This window comes from Microcystis sp. LE19-84.1B, from assembly GCF_027531875.1.
Taxonomy (GTDB): Bacteria; Cyanobacteriota; Cyanobacteriia; order Cyanobacteriales; family Microcystaceae; genus Microcystis; species Microcystis panniformis.
Map to the genome: position 1 here is coordinate 1 of NZ_JAPZSR010000379.1, position 13,721 is coordinate 13,721.

At 43.4% G+C, this 13,721-nt stretch carries 11 protein-coding genes and 1 pseudogene; 2 read left to right on the forward strand and 10 right to left on the reverse strand.

The genetic code is table 11. From position 1 onward, the window contains the following. Nucleotides 1-366: 366 nt before the first annotated feature. From O9324_RS21445 to speA, 10 genes and pseudogenes are all read right to left on the reverse strand, one after another. On the reverse strand, nt 367-1,029 hold the full coding sequence (locus tag O9324_RS21445) for a hypothetical protein (RefSeq protein ID WP_353851731.1): 663 nt from the start codon (nt 1,027-1,029) through the stop codon (nt 367-369). Continuing rightward, a complete protein-coding gene (locus O9324_RS21450; protein WP_353851733.1) occupies nt 1,026-2,255 on the reverse strand; it encodes a GUN4 domain-containing protein in 1,230 nt (409 codons plus the stop codon). The genes O9324_RS21445 and O9324_RS21450 overlap by 4 nt, the downstream gene beginning before the upstream one ends. Nucleotides 2,256-2,285: 30 nt before the next feature. After that, nucleotides 2,286-3,131, reverse strand: a complete 846-nt coding sequence (locus O9324_RS21455; RefSeq protein WP_288141258.1) for a S1 family peptidase — start codon at nt 3,129-3,131, stop codon at nt 2,286-2,288. Nucleotides 3,132-3,145: 14 nt separating this feature from the next. Continuing rightward, a complete protein-coding gene (locus O9324_RS21460; protein WP_287734839.1) occupies nt 3,146-3,673 on the reverse strand; it encodes a COP23 domain-containing protein in 528 nt (175 codons plus the stop codon). 244 nt (nt 3,674-3,917) lie between these two features. Next, nucleotides 3,918-5,807, reverse strand: a complete 1,890-nt coding sequence (locus O9324_RS21465) for a protein kinase domain-containing protein (protein WP_353851732.1) — start codon at nt 5,805-5,807, stop codon at nt 3,918-3,920. A gap of 685 nt (nt 5,808-6,492) precedes the next feature. Next, nucleotides 6,493-6,941: pseudogene (locus tag O9324_RS21475) on the reverse strand (PIN domain-containing protein). Beyond that, entirely contained in the window at nt 6,938-7,213 is a 276-nt protein-coding gene (locus O9324_RS21480; RefSeq protein WP_150977635.1) for a UPF0175 family protein, read from the reverse strand. Before O9324_RS21480 ends, O9324_RS21475 begins: the two are co-directional and overlap by 4 nt. 219 nt (nt 7,214-7,432) lie before the next feature. Continuing rightward, complete coding sequence (locus tag O9324_RS27335) at nt 7,433-7,618, reverse strand: hypothetical protein (protein ID WP_346304790.1); 186 nt, start codon at nt 7,616-7,618, stop codon at nt 7,433-7,435. Between the two features lie 155 nt (nt 7,619-7,773). Continuing rightward, nucleotides 7,774-9,789 (reverse strand): ribonuclease catalytic domain-containing protein, encoded by a 2,016-nt coding sequence (locus tag O9324_RS21485; RefSeq protein WP_288141261.1) that lies wholly within the window; start codon nt 9,787-9,789, stop codon nt 7,774-7,776. Between the two features lie 77 nt (nt 9,790-9,866). After that, complete coding sequence (gene speA / locus O9324_RS21490) at nt 9,867-11,906, reverse strand: biosynthetic arginine decarboxylase (protein ID WP_288141262.1); 2,040 nt, start codon at nt 11,904-11,906, stop codon at nt 9,867-9,869. Nucleotides 11,907-12,118: 212 nt separating this feature from the next. Between speA and O9324_RS21495 the strand changes: the two genes are divergently transcribed. Continuing rightward, entirely contained in the window at nt 12,119-12,652 is a 534-nt protein-coding gene (locus O9324_RS21495) for a DUF4330 domain-containing protein (protein ID WP_079209858.1), read from the forward strand. Between the two features lie 144 nt (nt 12,653-12,796). Further along, nucleotides 12,797-13,387 (forward strand): recombination mediator RecR, encoded by a 591-nt coding sequence (recR, locus tag O9324_RS21500; RefSeq protein WP_043999193.1) that lies wholly within the window; start codon nt 12,797-12,799, stop codon nt 13,385-13,387. Nucleotides 13,388-13,721: the final 334 nt, after the last annotated feature.

Genomic DNA, 13,721 nt, shown 5'->3' on the forward strand with positions numbered 1-13,721 from the left:
CAAGGTGTTGCTCGGCCATGAGGCTGCTTAAGGACGACTAGCTCCCCACTGTAAGACTTGAACCTAAGCTTAGAGGAAACCACAACGACATAAACTTCAACCCATCCCTACTGTCAGATTGTTCCAAGTTTGTTGGAATGAGGATTTGAGCAGCCAAAAATCAGGAGTTGTTTGGTAAAATTACCTGAGATTTTGGTCACTATGTCAACCTAATTTAAGTGCGATTGCCCTGCTTCACTAACCCTATTGAGTCCAACAAAAGTACCTTTGCGATTTTCATCACTAGGGAAATCGCAAAGGTTTTGAGTCATACAATATCAAATAAAAGCCTTTTTTAGTAGGGCTTTTACTTATATTGAGCGAACCCTATCTTCTAACATTGGGATAAGATGGACATTCATAGACTGTTACTTCGTACTTATCCTTCCAATCACAGCTGGCGCGATTACCCGGACAAACATACTTGGTTCTTGGTTCTTTATTCCTTTCTTCAACAATGGTGGTTGTTTCCACGTATGCCGTGAAGGTTCCCTCGTCAACTATTGTGTTTTTTTCCTTAATTTTATAATCGAAATCGTTTTCTCCCTGTCTGACGATTAGATATAGTCTATCGTGTCCTGGACCGATGGTTATCTCGGTAATTTCGGAGCCTCTGCCCCGGCTATAATCTCGGTCAGTGAAGGGAAAAGGATCGCTCGCCACTCCCCGGCTAACATTTCTAACCATAACCCTTCTGTCCCGACTCGGAGGGAAGGCTGTGGAGGTAAAGCTTGCTTTTACTATACCTTTAGAAAACCCCGGGCATTCACCGGTGTATCGGTACATGGGAATCACCAATCTGTTGAGAGAGGGACTTCCTATTATTTCCAAACCAACTTCCGGCGATTCCGTCTGCTTATTCTGTTGTTGTTGGTTGCTGGTGATAATTGGCGGGTAAATATTAATGGCTTGGGTATTTGACGGCAGACAAGTTAGGCAGAAACTTAGGCTGAGAAATTTCAGAGGTGAAATGAAACCGTTATTCATCATAATTGGGGTTCAGATTCGCTTGAGATTATATTTTCTATAATAACTGAGTCTGTGAAACTTAAAGCATCGCATTTTTCCAATCGGTTAAGAAATGTTCCGAAGTCGGAAGCGGCAAGAAGTTTATAGGATGGCAAGTGACCTCTTTTCGCTTCAAGACTGTAGTTGGGGGGATCGGTCAATGGTCCTTCATAGCCACGCCGCCATCCTACCCTCTCTTCAAATTGCTTATAGTCATTTTTAACTCCTTTCCAGATTTCCCCCTGAACGCTAAAGCCAAAACGTCCATTGGAATATTGCACCCAAAGTCGATTAATAATCTTCAGGTCAGAACAGGACAGATTGTTGATGATGTTTCCATTAAAATAGGTTTGATCTGTACCTCGAAGCATTAGTTTTTTCGTTTCGGCTTCGGCCTGCTGCCAATTTTCTTGTTCGAGAAGACTGTGAAGTGTCTGAAAGAGAAGATTATCGGGCAGCGGGGTAGCTCGACAGTCGGTCACTACTTGGATATTTTGCCAGTTTGCATAAAGATTAATAGGAACGGATAAAAATTCTATAACTTGTATGTTAGGATCTCTTTTGCCACCTCCCCCATTGATTCCTACCAAACAGCCGTTTTCGTGTAATAGTGGACCGCCACTCATTCCGGGTAAAAGTTCGAGTTTATGGGCAATTTGATATCCCCCTGCGGCTTTTCTGTCAACACCAAGTACATTCCCAGGACCGAAAAATCTCGCACGTCGATCTCGGCTAGTTTGGCTGGGTACTGCCCAACCAAATACATAAACTTTACTTGAGCCAGATAGCTGTTCTGCATTACCTATTCTGACAGTTTCGTACTCTATTGTACTAAAAAACTTGAAAATTGCTAAATCAGCATTCGGATGAATTTTTACCGAGGAAATTTCACTTATATATTGTTGTCTGTCAGAAGTTTCAACGCGATATCCAGTAGAGTTGGGCATCGGTTCGGGAGTTAGCTTATTTTCTTGATCGCAGAATTTTGAATTGAGAAACACATGGCAGTTAGTCAGGACAGTATATAAGTATCCTTCCTGTCCTTTAAATATATATTTTTGTTTCTGAACAATTGCTCCAGTACCTGGATTATTACCGTCTATTCTAATTATTTTGACTGTAGTTTGTTTGGCGATTTCTTCAACTTCTCTTTGGGAGAGAGCTAATAAACTTTGCTGAGTTAATGAAACTGCTATTAATCCAACCATAAGCGAGTTTATTGGTGCTAATATTTTCATCTATTTATCAGATATTACTTTAATAATTTGTTCGCTGGGGATTGCCCAACTTGAGTTATTGATTAGAGTCTGTAAAGCCGGCGATGGTTGAGAACCATCTTCATAATTATCGGAGTTTTCCCACAAAACCGGATGTCTGCCACTGATGCCGACTAATTCTCCCTTTTGATTGAGTAATGGCCCTCCGCTCATTCCCTTTTCAAAGTCGCCATTATATCCGATTTGATATCCTCCTTCTAGCGGTTTTTCTAAGAATGCAACTATTTTACCCGGTGTAAAATCAAACTCGTCGTTTAGGCTCTGAGTGCTTTCTCTTGTTTCTTTTTGTTGTATTGACTCATTGGCTGGATAGGCAAATTGTGGTTGCAAATAAAAAGGGAACCCCGCCGCTAACACATATTCCCCTCTCTTTAGGTTAGCGGAGGAACCTAGACGAGAAGCCACATAAAAGCAGGGGGATTTAAATTGTAGTAGGGCTAGGTCATTCCGAGCAAAATTTGCAGTTTTTACCACTTCTGAAATATGAATTTTTCCGTCAAAGGTTTGAAGATTGTAGGAAAAGTGATTATCTTTGAGAACATGGGCGTTGGTAATCACTTTATAATTGTTGTTTTGGGAGTAAATTATTACTCCAGAACCGATAAATTCTGATTCATATAATATTTTTACTGTGATAACTTTAATATTATTATATAAAGAATTGATCAGAATTGGTCGAGAAGATGGGCATCCCGACCGAATAATGTGAGGAGCAAAGTAGCCATTATCTGCATCAGTTACTAGCCTTAAGGCTGGACTACTGATGAGGAACATTATTAGTAAAAGTTGACATTGGGATTGGGTCACTGCCAAATTTACTCCTAGCGAGGCTCATTTTCTGAAGCTTCGATTATTTCTTCAAGATTGTTAATAAAAGTCTCGACATTAATATTAAGTTCTCCTTCGGAATCATAGGAAAAAGGCTGCTCAGTAAATCTAAATTTTGAAGGATTGCCATAGCGATTCATATTAAATAGTTTTTGGGCAACTTCTTCAGAGTTTAATCCTGTTTTTAGAGTGAATAACACCTCGTTTTTAGCGCAACTTCCGCCCTTAACTTTAGGAACACAGACGACGGGATAGCCATTGACATTTGAAGCTTTTACATTAGTCAGCAGAGGAGCATATTGATTAAAGCGATCGGAAACCGTGATGCAGCGTTTCCTGTTGTCCCATCCTGACTCGGCAAAGTCGTTGGAAGTCCATTCAATTATCGCTATGTTTCTTTTAGGGCGTTTGACAAAGGTATTCCACTTTCCCTGAAGTTGGCCGCAGAAGAATAGTCCCTTTCCTGCGGACTTGCTAGGTTCTGGCACACTGAAAGTGGCCGCACCAGTTAAGAATAACATCGTCAGAATTTGGTATGGCTGTCGGTGTTTCATCCTCAATGACCTCTTTTCTTCGTTTTGCTTGCTAGTCTAACATAGGATTCATCCCAAATCAACTTTTAATAATACGATTAAATCCCGATCGAACTTTAAAAACCTGCGCCCCGCTTCCCACTTATTTATAGCTATCAGTCATCAGCCTTGAATACGTTGTTAAACAAGATGTAGTATGAAATCCGGTCAGGATAATCTTGACACCGATAGTTCAGAAACTCGGCCGCCAAACTTGGATTTTCTTTTCAAAATTGCTGGCAACGGTACGCCCATCTCCACTGAGGGCGATCATTCTAGGTGAATCGAAAGATTTGGGAGAGGAAGGGGGGTAGCTAAAAATCTCCTTCTCCTTTTTGGTGTTTAGGTTCCATAATCTAATAGTTTCATCGGAACTGCGGCCAGCAATTATCTTGCCATCTTCGCTGATAACTATCAAACAGATATCGGCAGATGACCCTGCTTGGAGAGGAGAATCTTTCCAATTGCTATCTTTCCAAATTCTGATATTGTCTTGGCAACTGCTACTAGCGGCGGTCGTTCCATCGACACTGATGGCAACCGAGTGGGCTTCCCATGGATTGATAGAGGGAAAAATGCGTGGTTCGTATGGGTTACTGCCTTGTTTTTGCCAAAAAATGATGTTACCGCCCGAATGTCCGCTGACGATAATTGATGCGTCTTGATTAATGGCAAGGGATACCACCTCTTTTTCCACCGGTAGCGTCTCGATTAAATTTCCCGTTGACAGATTCCAGAGTTTAACTGTTGCATCTTCTCCACCAGTAACCAGTGTATTGCCATCGGAACTTAAGGCTAGGGCGATCAAACCTCGTTGGTTTGGCAGGGTAATACGTTCTTTCCCCGTTTTTAAATCCCAAACCTTGATTGTGCCATCTTCACTGCTGCTGGCTAATATTTGTTGATCGTTACTTATAGCGATCTCTAAAATAGCTTTTCCGTGTCCTGCTATGGTTTTTTTCCGTTTTCCAGTTGCCACTTCCCACAAGTAGATGTTCCCTTTCTCATCCCCACCTACCAAAGTTTGACCGTCTCGGTCTAGTACAAAAGAATTAATCTGGCTCGACGGCTCAATCAATGGCAGTTTTTCGACCGTTGGTTTATTTAGGAACAAGGAATCCAACAACGGTTTTATTCTTGGATAGCCAAACCCAAAAGAAAGCCCACCAGTTATAACAATAAAAATTACCCAGAACCAAGGGTTAAACCTCGATAGTGGGGGAGGCGGAGGTGGGGGAGTAGTAGTAGGAGATGGGGTGACAGAAACAGTCGGTTGGGAAGAAACGGGCAAGAAGGTTAACATTTCTTGAGCAGAGGTGAAGCGATCTCGTGGATGGGAACGGACAGCGCGATCGATAACGGCGGCTAAATTCGAGTGGAGACTGGGCGCGTCTCTTCGCCAGAGGATTTCACCGGTGTTGGGGTCGCTGGTGAGAGCTTGAGGAGTTTTGCCCGTCAGCAGGAAAATTGCGGTTAGACCCAAGCTGTAGAAGTCGCTGGAGGGAACTGGATGGCCAGCTGCTTGTTCTGATGCCATGTAGCCAGGAGTTCCCAATGGGACTGTTTTACTGCCGCCATTGATGTTGTTCACCTCTTTGAAAATACCAAAATCAATGAGAACAGGTTTACCGTCGCTGGCCCGCAGGATGATATTGTCGGGTTTGATGTCCCGGTGGATGATTCCTCGGCCGTGGATGTAGTCGAGGACGGGTAGGAGTTCTCGCAAGATTTTTTCTACTTCCGCTTCCGAGAGGTTGCCTTCTTGTTGGTGTTTTTCACTGAGGGTGATCCCTTCAATCCATTCTTGGACGAAGAAGAAATTTTCCCCTTCTGAAAAGTACTCGTAAAGTTGAGGAATTTGTTGGTTATTTTGCCCTAATTCTTCTAAAATAGCGGCTTCTCGCTGGAAACGTTCTTGAAACCAATCTGAAGTTGGTGCTGTGCCAGTTGTAGCCTCATCTGGCTTTAGTTGCTTGATTACACATTTACGGCCGGAGGGCATACGAGTATCGATCGCGAGGAAAGTTTCGCCAAAACCGCCTCTACCTAGTGTTTTCAAGATTTCATAGCGATTGTTTAGCATTTAATAGCGACTGTCTAATAGGAATGCTGTCATTTTAAAATGGATAAACTTCGTGGGGGTGATTTTCTTTTCAACCCTGGCTGCCAAACATCACTAATAAAAAGCCGGCGATTAATTCACGAGTCGGGGAATTGACAGATCGCAATCCTTTATCCACATTTTTGTCCGAGAGGGTTCATAGAAAACCTGCCAAATTTTATATCCCTGTGGATCGGTTGCTGTAATACCCGTTAGCAAGACCACCTGATCGACGATTAGATAACTTCCTCTAGTTCCTTTCTGAGCATCATACACTCTACCGTCCGCTCGAATCCTATGATTTTGACAATTTCCCCCACGACGGGGTTTGATAAGGGCAACAACATTACGAAAATTGTTCTCTTAATGTCGGGACCAATTTTGAGCTTCTACGGGAAACCACACCCCGTTACCAATAGCGGGGACGAAACTCAGTACAGCAAGTAAAGAGGAAATTAATTTCATAGAGAGTAGAGTTTAAAGGAGTATTCTGTTTTCGTACATTAGCCGTTTTTAGAGGGGCTAAAACCTTTAATCTAGTGCTTTTTCCCTCATGGCATATTCTCTTGTAATGGCGATGATGGCCGATCTAAATGTACTATAGCGCTTTTCACGTTACTGAGGTATCGACAAGTTGGATATTCTGGTTTCTGTCTGGAATTAATTTCTAGCTTTCTTCAGCCATTCCTAATATTTCTTGATAAAGAATTGGGCTAATTCTTTTGCCTTGACTCAAAAACTGATCTAAAATGGGTTTAACTTCAATAATAATTCCTTTCTTCTTGGCAATTAATAAAAGTCCAATTTTCTTCCTAATTTTTCGTCTATTAAGACTCGATTCGCTTTTAATTCTTCTGCCAAGATAATTGTAGCCGCTTCACCCAAATCTAGTTTAAACTGAATTTGCAATTGTGATAATTGAGCGGGAGATTGAAGGGTAAATACCTCAATCCACTGAGCAGCAGGAACAACCGAAGCAGCCCGATGATTTCCTGTGGTGACTTCATTATAAACTTCTTGGGGAATAATAATTTTGCCAAAGAGTTTTTGGAGTAAGTTAAGTTGACCAACTTTAGCTAACTCACTTAACGGAGTGGTATTAGAGACAATAATCACGCAGGAGAATCTTCCAATAATTGGAGGGTCTCTGTAATTTCTTGTTCTAACTCTTCTCGATTTTGGTCGGGAAAGATGGCAACCCCATATTGACCCATAAGTTCGAGAACTTCTAAACGAGAGATTCCCAATAGCCTGCCGGCTATCCCACTACTAATTTCTCCATGTTTTAACAAAGTCATGATATATGCTATCTTAGCCTGTTCCTCTGCTTGTGAATGGAGAGATTCCGAGATATTAATAGGCAAATCAAATCGTATTGTTATGGTCATACGTCGGGATTATGCAGAAGTTTTTGGCTCTTTTAACTGCCAGATACTAACATTTTATACTAAATCCGTTGAGTAACGCACAGAAAACGGGTTTCTCGGAGAAACCCGTTTTCTGCTCATGCACTCATGCAAAAAGGGGAATAAATAATCAGTCTTTAATAACCAGATTTAGTATTACAACAGATTTGCGCCCGTAGGTTGATTTGATCTATCATTTTTCTAGAGTAAAAACAGACGGTTCTTCCTTACTTGGTATAGTTCGATAGGGTGGCATAAATCGACTAAATTCTTATCTGGCAAGAGATTTAATTGATTAGTTCCCTCTAGATCGAAAACAATTGATAAAAATCGCCAAATGCCTTTCTCTATAAGGGTTTCATCCCTTATAACCTCCGTCCATTGCATAACACAAACCGAAGAACCTTATTTAGGGTTTGCGGCAAAAAGCTTTTCGGTGGTGGCAGGGTGTGGGGTAGTGGAGCATTTGGCTGAAATTTCCCTAAACCCCTAAATCCCTATCACCCTATCTCCCGACTTCTGAATTCTGTCTGTGCGAGAGATTAACTTGCTTGGGAGGAGACAAAACCCGATAACTCGCGAAAACGGATTTCATCGCGGTGGGGATCAGAGCGACTAACTTGCACTTGAAAGCGATCGCCTAAAGATACCGATCGCTCAAAACGATGGGGTAATTCTAACCCCAATTCCTCCAATAAAATCAAGCCTAAATTTTCCTCTTCCCGCAGCCAGCGTAAAACCAAAGCTTGCCAGACTTGATCTCCCTGTCGTCGCAAAAATTCCAAACTCCAATAACGATTAGTTTGTCGTTCCACCGAGGTGGCCTCTTGGGCCGAACTAGCGACACTATAGAGAATTTCCTGCATTCTATCCCGGGTAAAAGGCAGTTGATCGCCCCGAAGATGGGCTTTTAGTTGAAAATGGGTCAAAAGGTCAGTATAACGGCGAATTGGCGAAGTTACTTGGGAATAGGTATTCAATCCCAGACTAGCATGACGGTTAGGAATCGTCGTCATCTCACTGCGCGGCATACAGCGACGCAAGGCACAGGAACGCACCGGGCCCGCAGGTAGTAAAATTAACTCCTCATCGGGGGGTAATTCCGGTTGTGGTTGTCCGCGGAAAGGCACGGGGATCTCGTGTTCTTGACAGTAGCGACCGGCGATTTCTCCAGCTAAAATCATCATTTCCGCTACTAATTGCCGAGATGGGGACACTTCCTGCAATTCTATGATAATTTCGTCGTTAGCCTTCACCTTAATGGATGATTCTGGCATTTGGATGTTAATCGATCCCTGAGATTTGCGCCATGCGTGGCGTTGTTTTGCCCAACGGTTGAGAATCTTCACTTCCGGTTCATGCTGCAGATCCAGATGTAACATTTCGTCCACATCTTCGTAGGTGAGGCGATAGGTAGGTTTAATTGTACTAGGATGAATCCGATAATCGGCGATCGCCCCCGTTTCATCGAGGATTACCCCAAAACTCAATGCGGGACAAAGTTTACCCTGTACCAAACTCATTGGACCGGCGGCCAACTCTAGGGGAAACATGGGAACCATTCCCGTGGGAAGATAAAGACTGGTACTGCGACGACGTGCTTCTAGGTCTAATTCATCATCGGGAAGCACTAAACGGCTAGGATCGGCAATATGAATCCAGAGACGATGACCACCATCCGCGAGCATTTCCACCGATAATCCGTCATCGATTTCCTCGGTACTTTCATCGTCGATGGTATAAATTTTTTGGTGGGTTAAATCGAGACGATTGTTGACATCCGCATCCGCAGGGGGATTGAGTAAATTAAGACGCGCCACATCAAGTACCTTTTTCGAGAATTGAACGGGGTAGGAACTGCGTCGCAGGAAAAGGTTTTCGTGACTACTCCACCATTTCAAATCGACTAACAATTCAAAAGCGGCCTCGGGGGTTTGGGAACGGCCCAGCAGCGAGAGTATGTCCATGGCTGCTGGATATTTTTGTTCGGGTTGGAGGATAAATTTTTCTAGAGATTCCAGACGAATTCGATCGCTTTCTGACCATTCTACCGTTTCACCGGCCAGGGACTGTTGGAGACGTTGGAGAAATTGGCTTTTTTCCCGTTGACGCTGTTGTTCCACCTCTAGCTGGTGTTTGATTTCCTCTACCTGATTTTCCGAGCGGGCCTCGTAACCATCCCCTTTATTTTTAAAATAAACTTTATCATCACTCAAGAGACAATGGGCTGCATAGCAAAACTGGGGACCGCGATCGGAAAAGAGGATCTCGGCCATGGTTTCGGGAGTGACTAACTGATTTTCCCCGGCTAATAATTCCCAGGCCACTTCTAAACCACTAGGATCTAGATAGGGTTGGACTTCCCGCAGAAAATTGCCAATCTCCTTATGGTTGGATGGACCTGCTTTAATAATGTAATCGAAGCGTTGGGGACGCAGTTTATGCGGGTTTCCCCCTTGATCGATGACGATCCAATCTTTTTTACCTTCTGGGCGATCGATCACCCCTAAGCGCCTTTCTCCTTGGACTCGAAATTCTACCAGCGTTCCCTTTTCCACTGCTTCCCCTTACTGCCTATCTATTTTGTCTATTTTCTATCATCCTCGATCGATTACTCGATCGGCAAGAGCAATCATCAATCCCCACCCACTAGATAGGTATAACGTCGCAAACTGCGTTCATAATCCTGTAGTAGTAATTGGGATTCTTCCACCGTCATGCGATTTTCCTGCAAAGCTTGTTCACAACGAAGACGAATTCTTTCTAACAGGTCTTCCGCAGAATACTGCACATAACCTAATACTTCCGTGATCGTATCTCCTTTGACTAGATACTCGATATCGTATCCCTTGGGACTCATCTGAATATGTACCACATTAGTATCGCCAAAAAGATTATGTAAATTGCCCATAATCTCTTGATAAGCACCCACCAAAAACATTCCTAGATAATAGGGTTCTGGAGAATGTTTCCCGTTTTTGTACTCCAAAGGATGCAATTCTAAAACTGATTTTACGTCCCCGCGCAAATCGATAAACTGAGCAATTTTCCCATCACTATCACAGGTTAAATCGGCGAGAATTCCCCTTTGAGTAGGTTCTCGATCGAGACGATGGATCGGCATAATTGGGAATAGTTGATCGATCGCCCAACTATCGGGAACTGATTGAAAAACCGAGAGATTGGCATAATAAATTGAGGCCATAATTTGCTCTAAGTCTTCCAAGTCATCGGGAACATAATCCTCTTGTCGGGCCACTTGCAGAATTTTGTGACAACAAGCCCAGTACAATTGTTCGGCTCTAGCTCGTTCTTTGAGACTGAGATAACCGAAATTAAACAGACTAATCGCCTCCTCTTTGAACTGTCCCGCATCGTGATAAGCTTCCTGATAATTGCGCTCATCGATACCCGTATAGGTTTCCCAGAGATTACGGAGGATAAGATGTTCTTTCCCATTGCAGGGATCGGGAGGACTTTGGGGAACCTCGCTACTTCCCAAGATATCAAAGACTAACACCGATTGATGAGAAGCGATCGCCCGGCCACTTTCACTGATGAGAATTGGGGGTGAAATCTGGGCATCCTCACAAGCTTCCTTGACCTCGGCCACGATATCATTGGCATAATTCTGCATATTGTAGTTTTTCGAGGCATAGAAGTTAGTTTTTGAGCCATCGTAATCGACCCCTAAACCACCCCCCACATCGAGATAGGTCATATTTGCCCCTAATTTCGCTAATTCCACATAAATCTGACTAGCTTCGCGAATGGCATCCTTAATGACGCTAATAGCGGAGATTTGCGACCCAATATGATAGTGTAGCAGTTGCAGACAATCTAACATCCCCGCTTGTTCTAATTCCGTCACCACCGTTAAGATTTCCGGGACGGTTAAACCGAATTTTGCCCGGTCTCCCGTGGAACATCCCCAACGGCCCACCCCTTTTGTCCCCAGTTTCGCGCGCACTCCCAAATGTGGGGCAATTCCTAACTGACGACTGACGCGCAGGGTTAAATATAATTCTTCCAATTGTTCGATGACAATCAAAGGCCGATGACCGAGACGAGTGGTCAACAGGGCAGTTTCCAGGTATTCTTTGTCCTTATAGCCGTTACAAATTAGCAATGGTTGTGTTTTGTCATTTTTGCCGCTTAAGACAGGTTCTAGGGTAGCTAAAGCAATCATTAGCTCAGGTTTTGAACCAGCCTCCAACCCAAATTGATAGGGTTTACCAAAACGCACTAAAGACTCGACGATGTGACGGTGTTGATTGCACTTGATCGGATAGACACCGCGATAGACATTGGGATAATTATAACGGGCGATCGCTCGGTTAAAACAGGCATTCAGGCGCTCGATCCGGTCTTCCAAAATATCACTAAACCGAATTAGCAAAGGTAAACCGATATTTCGCCGCTTAATCGCCGAAACTAACTCGTATAAGTCCAAAGAACCGCCCCTTTCTCCCTGGGGCGAAACGGTAATATTTCCTGCGGCATTGATCGAGAAATAGGGTTCTCCCCAGCCTTGGATGCGATAGAGATTTTCGCTATCTTCGATCGACCAATGTTTGACGGGGGCAACTTTTTCGAGGTTGTTACCGTCAGAAGGGGTCAGATCAAGTTGAGATAATTGCTTTTCTAGTTTCTTAAGTTGAGTTTTACCCGCCATTGTCTATCGATCGCTCCGTGTGAGACTCCGATCTTCTATCTTAAGTCAGACTTCCTGTCTGCGACCAAGATTCCGATCGTGATAGAATCTATTAGCCATCAGGAGGCAAAAGGCAAGGGGCCGCTTTGTACACCCTAAACCCCACCCCCCAATCTCCCCATTCCCCCATCACCCCAACACCCTTCTACCAAAAATTTTATAGTGAACCGCTTATGAAATTATTAGACTCAAAAGGACGTTTATTCGGTAAATTTAGCTTGCTTGATATCGGAGCAGCCTTAGTAATTTTATTGACAATTATCGGTATTTTTGTTGTACCGGGGACAAGTGGTAAAAGTACGATCGCTCAAGTTACCAAAGAACCCATAGAAGTGGATGTTATTGTCCGGGGTTTAAGTGTTCTCAATCCCAACGCATTGATTAATCAATTCAATACCGAGAAGAAAACTAATATTGTTATTCGTAATCAACCGGCCGGTCAAGTGGATATAAAAAATGTTAAAGCTTTATCGAGAAATGTCTTAGTTCCGCAGCCGGATGGTAGTGTAAAAGTCCTACCCGATCCCCGCACAGAAAACTATTCTCAAGATATGATTATGACTCTCAGTGGTCAAGCGGAAGTGACTGATACTGGTGCGGTTGTTGGCGGTCAAAAGGTGAAAATTGGCACTTTAATCGAGTTGGAAGGAGATAATTATAATTTCAACACCAGTGTTATCGATGTCCGTTTACCAAAAAGGTCTTAATCAGTGATCAGTGAGCAGTAAACAGTGACCAGTAATCAGTGAAAAGACAGTAGGAAACTTCTATTTAATAACACTGCTCACTTGAAAACTCAAATCTGATAACTGATAACTGATAACTGATAACTGATAAGGGGATTAACTGCTATTTATACACCGCCTTTAGCTCGTTTGATCGAGCAGTTACAAAAATTACCCGGAGTGGGACCCAAAAGCGCCCAACGTCTAGCCCTGTATATTCTCAAACGACCGGAACAAGATGCGATCGAATTGGCCCAGGCGATCGTAGCAGCCAAAAAACAAGTAGGATTATGTCAGGTTTGTTTTCATCTTTCGGCCGAACCGATCTGCGAAATTTGCCGCAATCCTAACCGAGAAACGGGGACTATCTGTGTGGTAGCTGACTCCAGAGATGTGATTGCTTTGGAGAAAACAAGGGAATATTCGGGTAAATATCACGTTTTAGGGGGTGTTATCTCACCTATGGATGGGATTGGACCGGATCAATTAAATATACAGTCTTTAGTCACCAGAGTCAGCCAGAAAAAAATTCAGGAAGTTATCTTAGCTATCAGTCCCAGTGTCGAAGGGGAAACCACGACTTTGTATATCGGGGGTTTACTGAAACCCTTCACTAAAGTTACCCGTATCGCTTTCGGGTTGCCCATGGGTGGTGATCTAGAATACGCTGATGAAGTAACCCTAGCGAGAGCTTTAGAAGGTCGTCGGGAATTGTAAAATCTCGCCAAGGTTGGGATTAAGTAGGGTTTGCTGAATAAATGTGAAATGTAGGCAAGGTAAGGGTTTTGTGGCTTTTCTCGTGAAACAGGTGCAAGATTTTGAAAGAATCGTGCTTCAACACCTTGCGTCTTCATCGGCCCGTGTCCTGTAGGGGCGAAGCATTCGGGCAATAACCTATCGGTGAAACGTAGATTTTCTATCCGAATGCTTCGCCCGTACTTTTTGCCGCAAACCCTAAGTAGGGAGGCACAATTATTTGTAGGATGGGTTAGCGGTAGCGTAACATGAGCGGGCGTTGGGTTTCATGCTTCAACCCAACCTACGTTCATCT

Coding starts and splice junctions, on each gene's coding strand:
- O9324_RS21450 (WP_353851733.1), bottom strand. CDS start 2,255: ATGGTTGGATTAATAGCAGTTTCATTAACTCAGCAAAGTTTATTAGCT.
- O9324_RS21480 (WP_150977635.1), bottom strand. CDS start 7,213: ATGACCATAACAATACGATTTGATTTGCCTATTAATATCTCGGAATCT.
- O9324_RS21465 (WP_353851732.1), bottom strand. CDS start 5,807: ATGCTAAACAATCGCTATGAAATCTTGAAAACACTAGGTAGAGGCGGT.
- O9324_RS21495 (WP_079209858.1), top strand. CDS start 12,119: ATGAAATTATTAGACTCAAAAGGACGTTTATTCGGTAAATTTAGCTTG.
- O9324_RS21445 (WP_353851731.1), bottom strand. CDS start 1,029: ATGATGAATAACGGTTTCATTTCACCTCTGAAATTTCTCAGCCTAAGT.
- speA (WP_288141262.1), bottom strand. CDS start 11,906: ATGGCGGGTAAAACTCAACTTAAGAAACTAGAAAAGCAATTATCTCAA.
- O9324_RS21460 (WP_287734839.1), bottom strand. CDS start 3,673: ATGTTATTCTTAACTGGTGCGGCCACTTTCAGTGTGCCAGAACCTAGC.
- O9324_RS27335 (WP_346304790.1), bottom strand. CDS start 7,618: ATGCAATGGACGGAGGTTATAAGGGATGAAACCCTTATAGAGAAAGGC.